Raw genomic sequence first — 15500 nt, 5'->3', positions numbered from 1 at the left:
CCTCGATCCTGCCACCTTCTGGCCGTACTGTGTGCGGGGTGCTGGAGGGTTACGCGCCGGGCTACGGGCGAGACGCGGTGTCGATGATGTCCGCGCGCACGGCGGCGGAGCGCGCGACGTTCGCCCAGCCCCTGTTCCGGCCGGGCATGTGGGTGGTCGACCTCGGCTGCGGTCCCGGCTCGATCACCCTGGGCCTGGCCGCGGAGTCCCGGGTGACGGGCGTCGACCGCGACGCGGGCCAGGTGGCGATGGCCCGGGACGCGGCCCGCCGCGCCGGACGTTCCACAGTGGACTTCCTGGTGGCGTCGGCGTACGACCTGCCCTTCGCGGACGGCAGCGTGGACGTGGCGTTTTCCCATGCGCTGTTCGAGCACCTCGCCACCCCGCGGGACGCGCTGGCGGAGCTGCACCGGGTGCTCCGCCCCGGCGGCAGGCTGGCGTTGTCCACATCGGACTGGAGCAAGGCGCGGCTGCGCCCGAAGACGGCGAACGTCGACGCGGCCCTGCGCGGGCACTACCTGCTGCGCCGCCGCGCGGGCGGCGACCCGTTCGCCGGCCGCACGATCGCGGACTACTGCGCGTCGGCGGGGTTCACCGAGATCGCCTCGCGCGCCCGCTACCGCGAGGACATGACGTACCGGGGTCTGGCGAAGTACGTGGAGTCCCGGTTGAGTGAGGCGGTGGCGGATCCGCAGTTCGGCCGCGACCGCGACCAGCTGGCGAGTGCGGCTCGCTCGGCACTGACGTGGGTCCGCAGCGGCGACGGCGATTTCAGCCAGTGCTGGGTCGAGGTGACGGCGACCAGACCTTGAAACCAGAAGAGCCGGTGTCCGAAGACACCGGCTCTTACTCGTCGGGGTGGCGGGATTCGAACCCACGACCTCCTCGACCCGAACGAGGCACGCTACCAAGCTGCGCCACACCCCGAGGTACTGCTTAACGGGTCGTGGAGAAGTCTAGCGGACGGTGTCGCGGGCTTTTCGGGGGGCCGACTTACGTGGCTCCGGCGACCCCGATCCGCGCGGGACCAGCGTCAACAGGCTCGCTTCGGGCGGGCACGCGAACCGCGCCGGTGCCCACGGCGACGTCCCCAGCCCAGCCGAGACGTGCAGCCACATGTGCGCCCCCCACCTCGACGCACCCCGCGCGCGGCTGCGATCCAGGTCACAGTTGGTGACGATGGCGCCGTAGCCCGGGAGCCGGAGCTGGCCGCCGTGGGTGTGGCCCGCGAGGACGAGGTCGTAACCGTCCGTGGCGAACGTGTCCAGCACCCGCGGCTCCGGCGAGTGCGTCACGCCGAGGCGCAGCGCCGCGCCGCTGTCGGCCGGGCCCGCGATGTCGGTGTAGCGGTCGCGGCGCAGGTGCGGGTCGTCGACGCCGGCCGCGAACACCCGTTGCCCGCCGACGTCGATCGTGCGGCGGACGTGCGTCAGATCGGTCCAGCCGTGCTCGACGAACGCCGCGCGCAGGTCGCGCCACGGCAGCTGGACGCCGTGGATGCGCTTCTTCTTGCCCCGCGGCATCAGGTAGCGGGCCGGGTTCTTCGGCTTGGGCGCGTAGTAGTCGTTGCTGCCGAAGACGAACACGCCGGGCCGGTCGAGCAGCGGGCCCAGCGCGCGCAGCACCGACGGCACGGCCGTCCGGTGCGAGAGGTTGTCCCCGGTGTTGACGACGAGGTCCGGGTTCAGCTCGTCGAGCGCGGCGACCCAGCGCTGCTTGCTGTGGTGGCCGGGCAGCATGTGCAGGTCCGAGACGTGCAGGACGGTGAACGGCCGGGATCCCGGCGCCAGCACCGGCAGTTCGGCGGTGCGGAGGGTCCAGCGGCGCCGTTCGATGCCGACGGCGTAACCGAGGGTCGCGGCGCCGAGCGCCACCGTCCCCGCGGCGAGGCGCGCGGCCGTCGCCCCCGACGTGCGTGTGTTACTGAGCGTGCTCACGAAGTCCAGGATACGTGCTCAACAGTTGGATGACTTCGCCGCCGTTCCGGGGAACCTGCCGCTTAGCATCTGCGTCGGCCTGACGACAGGTCTTGAGCCGGGGGGCTTGGGGAGAACGATGGAGCAGTTCGGGCCGTACCGGATCGAAGGCCTGCTGGGTCGCGGCGGCATGGGCGAGGTCCACCGCGCGTACGACACGGCGCACGACCGCGTCGTCGCGCTGAAGCTGTTGTCCGAGCCGTTCGTCACCGACGAAGCCTTCCGCGCGCGGTTCCGCCGCGAGTCGCAGATCGTCGCGCGGCTGCGGGAACCGCACGTGATCCCGATCCACGCCTACGGCGAGATCGACGGCCGCCTGTACCTCGACATGCGGCTCGTCGAAGGCCGCGACCTCAAGGAGCTCCTGGCAGACGGGCCGCTCGAGCCCGCGCGGGCCGCCGGGATCGTGGCCCAGGTCGCGGGCGCGCTGGACGCCGCCCACGCGGACGACCTGGTGCACCGCGACGTCAAGCCGTCGAACGTGCTCGTGACGAGCGCCGACTTCGTGTACCTGGTGGACTTCGGCATCGCGCGGTCGATGACCGCGGAGGGAACGTCGATCACCGGCACCGGCAACGTGATCGGCACCCTCGACTACATGGCGCCGGAACGCTTCGGCGACGCCCCGATCACCGGTCTCGTCGACGTCTACGCGCTCGCGTGCGTGTTCTTCGAGTGCCTGACCGGGCGCCGCCCGTTCCCGGCGGAAGGCGCGGCGGCGCAGATGGGGGCGCACCTGACCGCACCGCCGCCGGTGCTCTCCCAGGCGCGGCCGGGCCTGCCGCCGGCGTTGGACGCCGTGGTGGCGCGCGGCATGGCGAAGAACCCCGCCGACCGCTACCCGACGGCGGGGGCGTTCGCCGACGCCGTCCGCGCGGCGGTGACCGCGCCGGCACCGCCGATCCCGACGTGGCAGAAGACGTTGCCGGGCTTTGTGCCGCACGCCGCTCCGGCGCCGATGACCCCGCCGCGGCCGATGCCGCTCCCGACGGCGCCGCACCCGGGTCCGCCGACGGGACCGTTCACCGGACCGCCGCCGATCGCCCCGCCGGCCGCGAAGTCGCAGCGGAACCGGTGGATCGCGCTCTGCGCCGCGTTGGCGGGAGTCGTCGTGGTGGCGCTGGTGATCACGTACGTCGTGACGAAGGACAGAGCGGCCCAGACGGCCGGGCCGGGGCCGGTGAATCCCTCGATCACCGGCCAAACTTCCGCGCCGGCAACGGAAACTTCCAGCGAAGCACCGTCCACTTCGGAATCGAAGCCGCCGCACGACACCAAGCTGTACGGCGCCCTGCCCTCGGCGTACCAGGGAAACGCGAGCTGCGCCGACGCGGCGCCGGACGCGGGCGCGGTGGCCGCGGTGGAGTGCGCGGACTCGAACGTCGGAGATGTGGCGTCGGGGAACGTGGTGCTCAAGCAGCCGACGGGCGCACGGTTCCTCCGCTTCCCCGACGCGGCGGCGATGGACGCGTTCTTCCAGGCCATCGTGAAGGCGCAGGGGCTGACCCGCAACGACGCCCAGGGTGCGTGCCGCCCGGTGAAGGTGCCGAAGATCTGGGGCACTTACTACCGCGCGGAGAAGCGCAATCCGGTGCCGGGCGAGTACCTGACGTGCTACCTGGGCGACCCGGCGATGCTCGTGTGGACGGACAAGCAGAACCTGCTGGCGGGCCTGCTGAAGTCGGCGAAGGTGACGAACGCCGACGAGCTGGACCAGCTCTACTACTGGTGGAACGAGCAGATCCTCTCCACCATGCCCGGCGGCTGAACGCCGAAGCGGGGCGGGAGGGGTGACCTCCCGCCCCGCTTCGGCGGGGTGAACCTAGCGGGCGCCGCCGCCCATGTACTGCGGGTCCGGGGCCGGGAGCTCCAACCTCGGCTGGCTGGCGTCCAGGATGTTCTTCATCGCGCCGAACCACGTCCGGGCCGGGGCGTGCCCACCGAAGATGTTGCCGTCACGGCCGCCCGGGCAAAGACTGACCCGGCCGGGGCCGGCGTCGCAGATACCGCCCTTGCCGCCGCCGAACTTGAACGTCATCGCCGCACCCGCCATCTGCGGGGTGCCACCGACGAACGCCGCCGAGACGTTGGCCTGCGTCGTACCCGTCTTGCCGATGATCGGCCGGTCCCAGCCGACCTCACTGGCCGCCTTGGCCGAGGTGCCGCCCGGCTGGTCGTCCTTGCTCATCCCGACCGCCAGGGTGTTCGCCAGGCCTTCGGGCACCGCCTGCTCGCACGGCGCTTCCTTGACCGGCACCGGCTGCCCGTTGCGGTCGGTCACGCCGGCGATCGGTGTCGGCGGGCACCACACGCCGCCGGAGAGGATCGTCGCGGCGACGTTGCCCATCTCGAGGCCGCTCACCGGGCTGAACCCGAGCGTGAACGCGCCGAATCCCGGGTTGTTCCCTCGCGGGCCGTAGTACTCGGCCTGGCTCAGGCGCTTCTCGTCCTTGTCCGCCTTCGGATCGACCGTCCCGCCCCCGATGTTGCTCCCCATCGTGTCGCGCAGACCGAGCCGCTTGGCCATGTCGATGGCCGGACCGGTGCCGCCGAGCTGGTCCTCGAGTGCCACGAACGTGGTGTTCGGTGACGTCGCCAGGGCCGTCTGGAGCGTCGCGTTGGCACCCACCCGGCTGTAGTCCCCGGCGTTCCCGACGCAGTACCAGTAGGAGTTGGGCTTCCCGGTCGGGGTGGTGCTGCACCCGCTCTTGGCGGTCCAGAAGACGTGCGACGTGTAGGAGTCCGGCATGTCCACCGGCGAATAGATCCCCGCGATCTTCTTGTCGAGGGCCGCCGCCGAGGTGAAGATCTTGAACGTCGACCCGGCACCACCCGTGTTGTAGACACCCGCGGGCAAGGTGTACGTCGTCTGGCCCGCGTCCTGGTTCTGCCCGTAGTCGCGGTTCGCCGCCAGCGCCACCACTTCGTGGCGGTCCTTGCCCGGTTTGATCAGCGACAACGTGTTCGCGATGTACGGCTGCGTCTTGTTGACCTGCGCCTCCGCCGAGACCTTCGCCTCGTGGTTGGCGCGCTCGTCCAGCGTGCTCTTGATCGTGTAGCCGCCGGTGTAGAGCTGGTCCTTGGTCATCCCGCCGGCCTTGAGGAGGTAGTCCTCGACGTACTGGCAGAAGAACCCGGACTCTGGGCCCGCGCCGATGCAGTTGGCCGGCGGCTTCTTCGGGCTGTCCGGGACCACGCCCAGCGGCTCGGCCTTGAAGCGGTCCGCGTCGGCCTTCGCCAGCTTCTTGTTGTCCACCATCCGGTCGAGCACCAGGTTGCGGCGCGCGGTGGCCTTGTCCGGGTGGTTCCACGGGTCGTTGTTGATCGGGTTGTTCACCAGGCCGGCCAGCAGCGCGGCCTGCGGCACGGTGAGCTTCTCCGGGACCGTGTCGAAGTACGCGTGCGCCGCCGCGCCGATCCCGAAGATCTGCCGGGAGAACTCGACGATGTTGAGGTAGTTGGCGAGGATCTGCTGCTTGGTCAGCTTCGTCTCGAGGTTGATCGCGATCCGCGCTTCCTTCAGCTTGCGGGAGATCGACTGCTCCTGGGCCTTCTTCTGCCCGATCGGGTCGTTCCGGTAGACGACGTTGATCAGGTAGTTCTTGGTGAGCTGCTGGGTCAGCGACGAGGCGCCCTGGGTGTCGGCGCCGGTGCTGTTGCTGACGGCCGCGCGCAGCGTGCCCTGCCAGTCGACGCCGTGGTGCTCGTAGAACCGCTTGTCCTCGACCGAGACCAGGGCCCACTTCATGGCCTCGTTGATCTGGTTCTCGGTGATCGGCAGCCGGTACTGGTTGTACAGGGTCGCGATCGGCTTGCCGGTGCTGTCGGTGACCGTCGTCACCAGCGGCGGCGGGATGTCCGCGAGATCGGAGGAGGTCTTCTCGACCGTCTCGCTCGCCTGGTTGGACATGACACCGGCGGCCCCCACGACTGGGAAGAGCATGCCGGCGACCAGCACCCCCGCGAGCAGGCAGAGGCCGATGAGCTTGAACAAACCATCCGCTTTTCGCACGAGGGCCAGGCTACCCGGAGTGAGTCAGGCGGCGGTGACGCCGTGTCCCCGGCGGCGTGAAATCAGTGACAAAACAGACCCCCTTCGGTGACAACTGGTAACGGAAGGCATTCTGGGTCTCGACGGGGGGAACCGAGGGCCCCTACAGTCCGTCAACGTCTCACGAAGACAAGCCGACGGATGGATCAACGCGAGTGGGAGCTCGCCTGGTCCGAACGGCGGCACCGGCACCGGGGAGGTGCCCGGGTAACCGACGTGAGCTGAGGGAGACACGCTCGCGGGGGCAAGGAGCGCAGTGCCTTTCCCCGCTGGTGCGTCGATCACCAGGGTAGGGAGCTGGGGGTATGGAAACCAACCAGTCGAGCTGGCGAATCAACGCGTCCTGCCGGGACGCCGATCCGGACGGCCTGTTCGTCCGGGGTGCGGAGCAGAACCGCGCGAAAGCGGTCTGCATGGGCTGCCCGGTCCGCACGGAATGCCTCGCCGAAGCGCTCGACGGCCGGATCAACTTCGGCGTTTGGGGCGGCATGACCGAACGGGAGCGGCGAGCGCTGCTGCGCCGCCGTCCCGACGTGGTGAGCTGGGCTGACCTGCTCGAAGCGGCCAAGCGCGACGCGAAGGAACGCGTCGAGGTCGGCTGACCGGCCACGGGTGGCGCGGTCCTGCTGCCGCGCCGCCCGTACCGCTCAGCCCGCGAGCTTCACGCCGATGTCGCGCAGGCCGTCGAGGTCGTGCACGTCGCCGGCCAGTGCCGGCACCTTCGCCAGCGCTACCTCCGGGTGGGCCCGGGTGAACCGCGCCAGCAGCCGTTCCTCGCGCGCCGCCAGCTCGACGCGGTCGGCGTGCAGCCGCAGCACCGCCTCGGCCAAGGGGGCGCTCTGCAGCGTCTCGGCCGCCGCCAGTGCCTCCCCGCGGGACAGCTTCGCGAGCACCGGGTGCGTCCGGTTCGCGATCAGCCCGCCCAGCGGCATCGACTCGGCCGACAGCCGCTCCACGAAGTAGGACGCCTCCCGCAGCGCGTCCGGCTCCGGCGCGGCCACGACCAGGAACGACGTCCCGGACGAGCGCAGCAGCTCCGCGGTCTTGCGGGCGCGCTCGCGGAAGCCGCCGAACATGCTGTCGAAGGCCTGCATGAACGCCGACGCGTCGGTCAGCAGCTGGCCGCCGATGATCGTCGACACCGCCTTGGCGAACATCGAGAACCCGGCGTTGACCACCTTGCGCAGGCCCCAGCCGCCGGCCTTCGCCGGGGCGGTGAGCAGCCGGATCATCCGGCCGTCCAAGGCGGAGGAAAGCCGCGTCGGCGCGTCCAGGAAGTCCAGCGCGGACCGGCTCGGCGGGGTGTCCACGATGATCAGGTCCCACTCGCCGGTGGCGGCGAGCTGGCCCAGCTTCTCCATCGCCATGTACTCCTGCGTGCCGGAGAACGACGTGGAAATCGTCTGGTAGAAGGGGTTCTGGAGCAGCTGCTCGGCGCGCTCGGGGCCGGCGTGCACGCGCACCATGTCGTCGAACGTGCGGCGCATGTCGAGCATCATCGCCCAGAGCTCGCCCTTCGGCTCGAACCCCTCGACCTGCACCTGCCGCGGGTGGTTGCCGAGTTCGCGCAGGCCGAGCGCCTGGGCCAGCCGGCGCGCGGGGTCGATCGTCAGCACCACGGTCTGGCGGCCGCGCTCGGCCGCGCGCAGGGCCAGCGCCGCGGCCGTGGTCGTCTTGCCGACACCGCCGGAGCCGCAGCAGACGATCACGCGGCTTTCCGGGGCGTCGAGCAGCGCGTCGATGTCGATGGTGGTCACAACCGCACCCCCTGGTCGGTCAGGGCTTCGGCCAGGTCGTAGAGGGCCGCGACGTCGACGCCCTCGGTCAGGTCCGGCAGTTCCAGGGTCGGCAGGTCGGCCTCGGCGAGCTGCTCGCGGGCCCGCTGCTCGGCGGCGACCCGCACGGCGTGCTCGACGGTCTCGTCGACCAGCGCGTCCAGGGTCTCCTGCGGCAGCTTCAGCCCGGCCGAGGCGAGCCCGGTGCGGACGCGGGAGGCGTCGACGCGGCCGTCGGCGGCGGCGGTCACCGAACGGGCGGGCAGCCGCGGCGGCCGGACCCGGTTGACCAGCACCGCGCCCGGGCGCAGGTCGGCGCCGTCCAGCTCGGCCACGGCCTCGACGGTTTCGCGCACCGGCATCTCTTCCAGCAGCGTGGCCAGGTGCACGGCGGTCTCCCCGGAGTGCAGCAGGCGGACGACACCGTCGGCCTGGCCGCGGATCGGGCCGGTCTTCGCGAGGTCGGTCAGCGCCTTGGTGACGTCGAGGAACTTGACGACCCGGCCGGTCGGCGGCGAGTCGACGACGACGGCGTCGTAGGTGTGCCGCCCGTCGGACTCGGTCCGGCCGACGCACTCCTTGATCTTCCCGGTGAGCAGGACGTCACGCAGGCCCGGCGCGAGCGTGGTCGCGAACTCGATCGCGCCCATCCGCCGCAGCGTCCGGCCGGCGAAGCCCAGGTTGTAGAACATCTCGAAGTACTCGAGCAGCGCGGCTTCGACGTCGATGTGCAGCGCGCGCAGCTCGCCACCGCCGGGAACGGACGCGATGCGCTGCTCGGCGTAGGGCAGCGGCTCGGTGTCGAAGAGCTGGGCGATGCCCTGCCGGCCTTCGACCTCGATGAGCAGCACGCGACGGCCTTCGCGGGCGAGCGCGAGGCCGAGCGCGGCGGCCAGCGTCGTCTTGCCGGTCCCGCCCTTGCCGGTGACGAAGTGCAGCCGGGCGCGGGCAAGCTCGTCGGTCCAGCCGGCATGGGAAATGGTCACTTCTTCACCCTAATTCAGCGCTCAGCCGGCCAGCAGCATGACGCTGGCCGCAGCGGCGACGCCCGCGACGAGCACCCAGCTCACGAGGCCGGGCAGCACGGTGAGGGTGAGCACGCCCACCACGACGAGCAGGGTGAACGTGATCACCCCGGAGACGGCGACCTGCCCGGAGCTCTGCGTCCGGTCGCGCACTTTCGCCATCACGACGAGCACCAGCGGCAGCCCGGCCGCCGCGAGCAGTGCCGTCGCGATCACCCGCCACGTTTCCACGCGCCCACGCTAGCGTGAGATGAACCACACCCCGGCGCGTCGCATCCCGTTTTCCGGCGGTGGCCCCGGGTGCGCTTGCCCGCTTGGCTACGCTCGCGGCTATGAGCGCCACCAAGTGGGAGTACGCCACCGTCCCTCTGCTGATCCACGCCACGAAGCAGATCCTCGACCAGTGGGGCGAGGACGGCTGGGAGCTGGTCACCGTGCTGCCGAATCCGAGCGGCGAGCAGCACGTCGCCTACCTGAAGCGTCCGAAGGGCTGACCCGGTGACCTGGAGCGAACGGCTGAAGGAGCTCGGCATCGAGCTGCCCGGTGTCGCGGCCCCGCTGGCCGCGTACGTGCCCGCCGTCCAGAGCGGGAAGCACGTCTACACCTCCGGCCAGCTGCCCTTCGTCGACGGCGTGCTCGCCGCGACCGGCAAGGTCGGCGCGGAGATCAGTCCCGAAGAGGCGAAGGGGCACGCCCGCACCTCGGCGCTCAACGCGCTCGCGGCCGTGCACGCGCTGGTCGGCATTGACAACGTCGCGCGGATCGTCAAGGTTGTCGGCTTCGTGGCTTCCGCGGAGGGCTTCACCGGTCAGCCGGCGGTCGTCAACGGCGCGTCCGAACTGCTCGGCGAGGTCTTCGGCGACGCGGGCATCCACGCCCGGTCCGCCGTCGGTGTCGCGGAGCTGCCCATCGGCTCGCCGGTGGAGGTCGAACTGATCGTGGAGGTGCAGTGATGGACCCGGACATCGAGCAGTCCACCCACGAGCTGCTGATCCGGCTGGCCGGGCGGCTGCCCGACCAGCTGCTGTGGCGGTTCCGCGACTGGCTCGGCGAAGGTGCCATGGGCACCCTCGCCCGGACCCTGCCGAGGTCTTTGCTTAAGCACAGGATTGACCTCGACCAGACGGAGTACCGCCTGCTCGTGGCCGGGCTCATCCCGCACGGCGCCGACTGGCACCAGGTCAGTTCGACGCTGGGGGTAGACGACGTCTCCGAGAACCGGTACACATTCACGTCGAGTGCGCCCGAATGGGTTAACTCGGTCGACTCCGTGTCCGTTCTGATCCACGCAACGTTGCGGGGTCGCCCGGACGTGGGGGAAGTGCGGCAGAGCTGGCGACACGTCGGTGTGGTCGGGCAGGGGACCGCCAAGCGCGTCCTGCTCATCACCGCGCAGGCAGGGCTGCCGAGGCTGACCGGCGAACTGCAGCGGGTGCTGCGCGTTCTGGGCGACGAAGAGCCCAGCGTCGAGGTCATCCCGCCGCGCTTCGACCTGCCGGGTTACCACCGGGCCGCGCTGGCCGACTCAGAGCTGGTCTGCGTGGGCGCGGTGACGGGGACCCGGCTAGTAGCCGCATAACGCTCGCCCGCCAGCGAGCTGGGAGGGAGCAAGGCAATGGTGGAGGTCCACGACGGCCCGCCCATGGACGGGTTCTCGGTGCCCCTGCGCCTGCACAACCTGTTGCTGGCCCTGGCGGGCCGGATCGACGACAGCGCGCTCACCGAAGCTCGTGAGCTGATCGCGCGGGCCCACATCGACGAGGCGGTCGAGCTGACCACCGGCACGCTCATCGCGGGCCGGATCCCGGTCAGCTCCGCCGAGCAGCGCGAGCTGGCGCTGGTACTCGAGATGAGCCGGTCGGACGCGACGCTGGCGAACGATCTGCTGGTCGACGAGGCCGAGCCGGTCAACACGCACCGGTTCAGCGGCGACAACGCCCCGGAGTTCGGCATCGCCGAGGCGCTCGACCGGACCCTGCAGGTGCTGCCGGACGTCCGTTCGGTGCACGCGGTGTGGCGCAACACCCCGGCGGGCAGCGTGCCGGGCGCGCTGCCGCAGCGGGTGGTGCTCGTCGAGCTGGGCCCGGAGGGCAACCCGCCCGCCGTCGCGTTCCGCGTCGACACGGCGTTGCGCCGGGCCGGGATCCACTCCGTCGTCGAGGTCAGCGGTCCGGGCGTCGCGCATTCCGAGTACCACCAGGCCGCTTCGGCCGCCGCGTCGCCGGCCTGGGTGACCGGGACGACGTCGTCGCCCGCGTCGACGTACCGTCCCGAGCCGGCCAAGCCGTCGGCCCCGGTGTCGTCGGAGCCGGTCGCGGAGTCGGGCAGCCGGCACAGCATGCGGTCGAGCACCACGACGGCGCCGGCCGAGCCGGTCGCCCCGGTGGTGCCGATCGTGACGCCACCCGCGCCCGAGCCGTCCCGCAAGGCGCGGTCGGAGACGCGGGCGGAACGCACCGCCGACCTGACCCCGGCCGAGGTGGCGCAGCTGCGGCAGGCGCTGGCCGAGGACCCGGAGAAGGGCCGCGAGATCGCCGCGGGCAAGCCGTCGATGCACGAGGTCGTCGAGCTGCCGGCGCTGGACCTGGACGACCCGAGCCTGAGCGAGCGCGACCGGGCGCTGCTGCGTGAGCTGCACGCCGAGCTGGCCGAGCGCGAGCGGGCCGAGGCGGCGAAGATGCGCCTCAACGGCGCGTCCCGCTCCGGTGGCGACCAGCGCGGCTGGACCGCACCCTAGGTTCACTTCGCACCAGGGCGGCACTTTCCCGTGGAAGTGCCGCTTTTGTGCTGTCCGGCGTGCCACAACTGCGCGACGGGACGCCGGGTGCCGGAGGTATGTTGCCCGGGTGGAGCAGCCAAAGGAGTTTGTCTTCGACATCCCGGTCGGCGCCGGGGTCGCCACCCGTGCCAACGCCGACGGCCCGCCGGCGACGCCGAAGGACGCGGCCACCGTCATCCTGGTCCGTGACGGCGCCGACGGCGTCGAGGTCTTCCTCCAGCACCGGGTCAAGGGCATGCCGTTCGCGGGCGGGATGACCGTCTTCCCCGGCGGCGGGGTCGACCGGCGCGACGCCGACACGTCGGTGGCGTGGGCCGGGCCCGACCCGGCGTGGTGGGCTGCGCGGTTCGGCTGCGACGACGCGCTCGCGCGGGCGCTGACCTGCGCGGCCGTGCGCGAGACGTTCGAAGAGTCCGGCGTGCTGCTCGCGGGCGGCGCGGACGCGGTGCTCACCGACGTCACGCCGTACGCGGCGGCGCGCCAGGCCCTGGAGACGCGGGAGGTGTCGCTGGCCGGGTTCCTCGCCGGGGCGGGACTGACCCTGCGGGCCGACCTGCTGCGTCCGTGGGCGCACTGGATCACGCCCGAGCAGGAGCCGCGCCGGTACGACACCCGGTTCTACGTCGCGAAGCTGCCCGAAGGCCAGGAAGCCGACGGGGCGACGTCGGAGGCGTCGAGCTCCGGCTGGCAGCGCCCGGAAGACGCCATCGCCGACGCGCGCGAGGGCCGCCGGATGCTGATGCCGCCGACGTGGCTGACGCTGAGCGAGCTGGCGGCGTTCGCCACCGCCGACGACGTCCTGAACGCGCCGCGTGAAATCGTCCGGATCGCCCCGACGCTGGTCCGCGAGAACGACCACGTCCGCGTCGTGCTGGAGCAGCGATGAGCGCCCCCGCGTACGGCTTGCTGCGCCAGGTGTCCGAGACGGCGTCGGTGCTGCTGGAGAACAACCCGTCGTCGATGACGCTCGAAGGCACCAACAGCTGGGTGCTGCGGGCGACGCCGTCGAGCCCGGCCGTGGTCGTCGATCCGGGCTACCGCGACCTCGCGCACCTCGAGCTGCTGGCCGGGGTCGGCGCGGTGGAGCTGATCCTGCTTACGCACTGCCACCCCGACCACGCCGAGGGCGCACCGTGGTTCGCCGAGCGCACCGGCGCGCCGGTGCGGGCGTTCGACCCTGCTCTGTGCGTCGATGCTTCGTCCTTTGTGGACGGCGAAGTGATTTCGGCGGGCGGCCTTTCCCTTCGTGTCCTGCACACCCCCGGGCACACCGACGACTCGGTGTCGCTGGTCCTCGACGGCCAGGTGCTGACCGGCGACACAATTCTCGGGCGCGGCACCACGGTGCTGCATGACCTCGGCGACTACCTGCGTTCGCTGCGGAAGCTGATCGAGCTGCCGGCCGGGACGGTCGGCCTGCCCGGTCACGGTCCGGAGCTCCCCGACCTGCCCGCGACCGCGCGCGAGTACCTCGCCCACCGGGAACAGCGGCTCGACCAGGTGCGTTCGGCCTTGAAGACGCTCGGGGCGGACGCCACCCCGCGCCAGGTCGTCGAAGTCGTCTACGCCGACGTCGACCGGGCGCTGTGGGCGCCCGCCGAGTGGAGCGTGCAGGCGCAGCTGGACTACTTGCGGTCGGAGGAGAACGGATGAGCAACGTCGAGGTCGAGTTCTATTGGCGGCCGGGGTGCGGGTTCTGCGCCGCGCTGGAGCGGCCGTTGTCGAAGAGCGGCTTCAACGTCCGCGCGATCAACATCTGGGAGGACCCGGCGGCGGCCGCGCGGGTCCGCGAGGTCGCGAACGGCAACGAGACCGTGCCGACGGTGATCGTCGGATCGCGGGCGATGGTCAACCCCTCCTTCGCCGAGGTCGAGGCGGCGGTCAAGGCAGCTTCAGCTTCGGCGGGGTGAGTGCGCTGGGCCGTTCTCCGTGGAGGAAGGCGGCCCACACCTCCCGCAGGCCGGTCTCGTTCTCGAGGCCCTTCGGGGCGCCGTCGAGCATGGGCGCGGGCCAGACGTCGTGGGTGCCGAAGAGGAACGGGATGTCGATGCAGTGGCAGGCGCCGAACCGGTTGCCCGGGGCCTGCCAGTCGAAGCGGTAGGTGAAGGCGCCGAGCCTCTTCGCCAGCCGGTCGCTGGTGAAGAGGCTGTTCGCTTCGTCGATCGCTTCTCGGGGCGCGTCGGGGACGAAGGCGCGCAGTTCTTCTCGCGTCCAGCTGATCAGTGCGGGGCCTTCGGGTGCGGCGTCGATGAGGTCCTTCGCGACGAGGTCGTCGTCGGCGACGAGCTGGAACGGTGGTTCGATCGAGCCGGGCTTGCCGGGGACCGCGAGCTGAGCGGCGATCAGCCGGGCGGCCGGGACCGTGCGGATGTCCTCGCCGGCCAGCGCTTCGGCGAGCCGCCCGGCGGACACGGCGGCTTCGTCCGGCGTGGACGGTCGCATGCCGAGGGGTGCGCTCTGCAGCGCGATCCGCTTGACCAGGCCCTTCGCCCGCGGCGCCGACCAGAGGGCGAGCGTCGACTGCGCCCCGGCCGACTGCCCGCCGAGGGTGACTTCGGCCGGATTCCCGCCGAACGCGGCGATGTTGTCCCGCACCCATTCCAGTGCGGCGAGCTGATCGGCGATCCCGAGGTTCGGCGGCACCCCGTCCAGCGCGGCGAAACCGAGGGCGCCGAGCCGGTAGTTGAGCGTCACGACGACGGCGTCGGCGTCGCGGGCCAGGCGCGTGCCGGTGTACCAGACCTGGCCGCCGGAGCCGCTGGAGAACCCGCCACCGTGGATCCACACCAGCACCGGGCGGCTTCCGGTGGCCGACGGCGTGAAGACGTTGAGGGAGAGGCAGTCTTCGCTCTGCGGCAGGGGCATCGGGCCGAGGGCGTGTTCCAGCCGCGACGGCGGCTGCGGTGCGGCGGGGCCGGCTTCGAGCGCGTCTTTGACACCGCTCCACGGCTTCGGCGGCTTCGGTGCTTCGAAGCGTTTCGCGGTGGCGTACGGGATGCCTTTGAACGCGCCCTGCTCGCCGCGGATCCGGCCGGTGGTGGTTTCGACGATCATCGTGCCTCCTCGAAGTACACCGCGGGACCGAAGGCGTCTTCGGCGCGGACGAAGAACCCGCGGTCGTGGGTGGTGGTCGGGACGTGCTCCTCGATCAGTTTCCGCGCCGCCGCGAGATCCGCCACCACGACGCCGTGGGCGGCGAAGTACGGCAGCTTCCGCGGGGTTTCGCCGGGCAGGACGGCGTCGAGGTCGCTCACGCCGGCGATGTCGACCGGTGTGTGGCCACCGGTGATGACGTCGTAGCGCCGCTGGTACTCGCCGACCTCGTCATCGGGGACGACGAGGAGGATCCCGGCCACGGCGCGGGCGCCGTTGGGATGCCCGAGGTAGCGCGGCTGGTGGAGGTACTCCGGGGTGAGGTGCTCGGCCGTGTGGAGGATGCCCTCGGGCGTGCGGTCCCGGCTGATGTGGACGCTGCGGAATCGTGCGGTGCGCGTGCCTTCCGGCAGTTCGACGTCGCGTTGCAGCTTCAGCACCCCGGACGTCGAGAGCCCGGCTTCTCGCAGCCGCCTCTCGGCGGCGTCGGAGTCGTCGACGCCGAAGGAGCAGCCGTGGAGGCCGTCGCCGCGGGCGTCGAGGAGGGGCAGGACGCGCCACGGATCGCCGGCCGTCTCGTCGACGATGCCGATCAGTTCGAGGAACGAGCCACCGAAGTAGGCGCACCGGTTCGCCGTGCAGCTCGGCATGAGAGCACCGCTGCCGGTGCGGGACGCGAAGTGCCGCGAGGGCGGGCTCAGCGTGAAGCCGAGTTGTTCGTAGCGCCGCCAGGTGTCCGCGTGGTTCCTGGTCAGGAAGACCGTGTGGTCGATGTCCATGCTTCCAGCGTGCGCGGCTTC

At 71.5% G+C, this 15500-nt stretch carries 17 protein-coding genes and 1 tRNA gene; 10 read left to right on the top strand and 8 right to left on the bottom strand.

The window, feature by feature from the left end:
- The first annotated feature begins 38 nt into the window (after nt 1-38).
- On the top strand, nt 39-812 hold the full coding sequence (locus tag ACFVYA_RS17595; protein WP_387046115.1) for a methyltransferase domain-containing protein: 774 nt from the start codon (nt 39-41) through the stop codon (nt 810-812).
- A gap of 41 nt (nt 813-853) precedes the next feature.
- Here the strand turns inward: ACFVYA_RS17595 and ACFVYA_RS17590 are convergent.
- Nucleotides 854-927 (bottom strand) — tRNA-Pro (locus ACFVYA_RS17590).
- A gap of 29 nt (nt 928-956) precedes the next feature.
- The gene (locus tag ACFVYA_RS17585; RefSeq protein WP_387046113.1) at nt 957-1937 is read right to left on the bottom strand and encodes a metallophosphoesterase; all 981 of its coding nucleotides are present in this window, start codon (nt 1935-1937) and stop codon (nt 957-959) included.
- 118 nt (nt 1938-2055) lie between these two features.
- On the opposite strand from ACFVYA_RS17585, the gene ACFVYA_RS17580 reads away from it, so the two are divergent.
- Nucleotides 2056-3744 carry a serine/threonine-protein kinase gene (locus ACFVYA_RS17580; protein WP_387046111.1) on the top strand — a complete coding sequence of 563 codons (1689 nt, stop codon included), beginning with the start codon at nt 2056-2058 and terminating at the stop codon, nt 3742-3744.
- 54 nt (nt 3745-3798) lie between these two features.
- Here the strand turns inward: ACFVYA_RS17580 and ACFVYA_RS17575 are convergent, their stop codons facing one another.
- Nucleotides 3799-5988: a transglycosylase domain-containing protein gene (locus ACFVYA_RS17575; protein WP_387046109.1), complete on the bottom strand. Its 2190-nt coding sequence runs from the start codon at nt 5986-5988 to the stop codon at nt 3799-3801.
- A gap of 344 nt (nt 5989-6332) precedes the next feature.
- Here ACFVYA_RS17575 and ACFVYA_RS17570 point away from each other — a divergent pair, with 344 nt between their 5' ends.
- The gene (locus tag ACFVYA_RS17570; RefSeq protein ID WP_285987043.1) at nt 6333-6629 is read left to right on the top strand and encodes a WhiB family transcriptional regulator; all 297 of its coding nucleotides are present in this window, start codon (nt 6333-6335) and stop codon (nt 6627-6629) included.
- A gap of 45 nt (nt 6630-6674) precedes the next feature.
- Here ACFVYA_RS17570 and ACFVYA_RS17565 read toward each other — a convergent pair whose 3' ends face one another.
- Genes ACFVYA_RS17565 through ACFVYA_RS17555 form a run of 3 tightly spaced genes read right to left on the bottom strand, consistent with a single transcriptional unit; the run spans nt 6675 to nt 9058 of the window.
- On the bottom strand, nt 6675-7784 hold the full coding sequence (locus tag ACFVYA_RS17565) for an ArsA family ATPase (RefSeq protein WP_285987042.1): 1110 nt from the start codon (nt 7782-7784) through the stop codon (nt 6675-6677).
- On the bottom strand, nt 7781-8788 hold the full coding sequence (locus ACFVYA_RS17560) for an ArsA-related P-loop ATPase (protein WP_285987041.1): 1008 nt from the start codon (nt 8786-8788) through the stop codon (nt 7781-7783). The genes ACFVYA_RS17565 and ACFVYA_RS17560 overlap by 4 nt, the downstream gene beginning before the upstream one ends.
- Nucleotides 8789-8809: 21 nt before the next feature.
- Nucleotides 8810-9058 (bottom strand): hypothetical protein, encoded by a 249-nt coding sequence (locus ACFVYA_RS17555; protein WP_387046106.1) that lies wholly within the window; start codon nt 9056-9058, stop codon nt 8810-8812.
- Between the two features lie 101 nt (nt 9059-9159).
- Between ACFVYA_RS17555 and ACFVYA_RS17550 the strand changes: the two genes are divergently transcribed.
- The 7 genes from ACFVYA_RS17550 to ACFVYA_RS17520 all read left to right on the top strand — a co-directional run bounded on the left by ACFVYA_RS17550 (nt 9160) and on the right by ACFVYA_RS17520 (nt 13517).
- Entirely contained in the window at nt 9160-9321 is a 162-nt protein-coding gene (locus ACFVYA_RS17550) for a DUF4177 domain-containing protein (protein WP_003068074.1), read from the top strand.
- Between the two features lie 4 nt (nt 9322-9325).
- Entirely contained in the window at nt 9326-9781 is a 456-nt protein-coding gene (locus tag ACFVYA_RS17545; RefSeq protein WP_103340129.1) for a RidA family protein, read from the top strand.
- Nucleotides 9781-10407, top strand: coding sequence for a hypothetical protein (locus tag ACFVYA_RS17540; RefSeq protein WP_285987039.1), 627 nt, complete (start codon nt 9781-9783; stop codon nt 10405-10407). The genes ACFVYA_RS17545 and ACFVYA_RS17540 overlap by 1 nt, the downstream gene beginning before the upstream one ends.
- A 36-nt stretch (nt 10408-10443) precedes the next feature.
- Nucleotides 10444-11565 carry a hypothetical protein gene (locus tag ACFVYA_RS17535; RefSeq protein ID WP_387046103.1) on the top strand — a complete coding sequence of 374 codons (1122 nt, stop codon included), beginning with the start codon at nt 10444-10446 and terminating at the stop codon, nt 11563-11565.
- 109 nt (nt 11566-11674) lie between these two features.
- Nucleotides 11675-12493 (top strand): NUDIX hydrolase, encoded by an 819-nt coding sequence (locus ACFVYA_RS17530; RefSeq protein WP_387046101.1) that lies wholly within the window; start codon nt 11675-11677, stop codon nt 12491-12493.
- Nucleotides 12490-13260: an MBL fold metallo-hydrolase gene (locus tag ACFVYA_RS17525; RefSeq protein WP_387046099.1), complete on the top strand. Its 771-nt coding sequence runs from the start codon at nt 12490-12492 to the stop codon at nt 13258-13260. The genes ACFVYA_RS17530 and ACFVYA_RS17525 overlap by 4 nt, the downstream gene beginning before the upstream one ends.
- Nucleotides 13257-13517 (top strand): glutaredoxin domain-containing protein, encoded by a 261-nt coding sequence (locus ACFVYA_RS17520; RefSeq protein ID WP_285987035.1) that lies wholly within the window; start codon nt 13257-13259, stop codon nt 13515-13517. The genes ACFVYA_RS17525 and ACFVYA_RS17520 overlap by 4 nt, the downstream gene beginning before the upstream one ends.
- On the opposite strand, the gene ACFVYA_RS17515 is transcribed toward ACFVYA_RS17520, so the two are convergent.
- Together ACFVYA_RS17515 and ACFVYA_RS17510 are read right to left on the bottom strand one after the other, a co-directional pair.
- The gene (locus ACFVYA_RS17515) at nt 13489-14661 is read right to left on the bottom strand and encodes a carboxylesterase family protein (protein ID WP_387046096.1); all 1173 of its coding nucleotides are present in this window, start codon (nt 14659-14661) and stop codon (nt 13489-13491) included. The two genes, ACFVYA_RS17520 and ACFVYA_RS17515, sit on opposite strands and share 29 nt — an antisense overlap.
- Entirely contained in the window at nt 14658-15479 is an 822-nt protein-coding gene (locus ACFVYA_RS17510) for a VOC family protein (protein WP_387046094.1), read from the bottom strand. Before ACFVYA_RS17510 ends, ACFVYA_RS17515 begins: the two co-directional genes overlap by 4 nt.
- Between the last annotated feature and the right edge of the window lie 21 nt (nt 15480-15500).

Source organism: Amycolatopsis sp. NPDC058278 (assembly GCF_042881395.1).
GTDB lineage: Bacteria > Actinomycetota > Actinomycetes > Mycobacteriales > Pseudonocardiaceae > Amycolatopsis.
The sequence above is the reverse complement of the archived record's forward strand: the minus strand, read 5'-3'. Positions and strand labels throughout refer to the sequence as shown.

Coding starts and splice junctions, on each gene's coding strand:
- ACFVYA_RS17580 (WP_387046111.1), top strand. CDS start 2,056: ATGGAGCAGTTCGGGCCGTACCGGATCGAAGGCCTGCTGGGTCGCGGC.
- ACFVYA_RS17570 (WP_285987043.1), top strand. CDS start 6,333: ATGGAAACCAACCAGTCGAGCTGGCGAATCAACGCGTCCTGCCGGGAC.
- ACFVYA_RS17550 (WP_003068074.1), top strand. CDS start 9,160: ATGAGCGCCACCAAGTGGGAGTACGCCACCGTCCCTCTGCTGATCCAC.
- ACFVYA_RS17540 (WP_285987039.1), top strand. CDS start 9,781: ATGGACCCGGACATCGAGCAGTCCACCCACGAGCTGCTGATCCGGCTG.
- ACFVYA_RS17535 (WP_387046103.1), top strand. CDS start 10,444: ATGGTGGAGGTCCACGACGGCCCGCCCATGGACGGGTTCTCGGTGCCC.
- ACFVYA_RS17525 (WP_387046099.1), top strand. CDS start 12,490: ATGAGCGCCCCCGCGTACGGCTTGCTGCGCCAGGTGTCCGAGACGGCG.
- ACFVYA_RS17520 (WP_285987035.1), top strand. CDS start 13,257: ATGAGCAACGTCGAGGTCGAGTTCTATTGGCGGCCGGGGTGCGGGTTC.
- ACFVYA_RS17515 (WP_387046096.1), bottom strand. CDS start 14,661: ATGATCGTCGAAACCACCACCGGCCGGATCCGCGGCGAGCAGGGCGCG.
- ACFVYA_RS17510 (WP_387046094.1), bottom strand. CDS start 15,479: ATGGACATCGACCACACGGTCTTCCTGACCAGGAACCACGCGGACACC.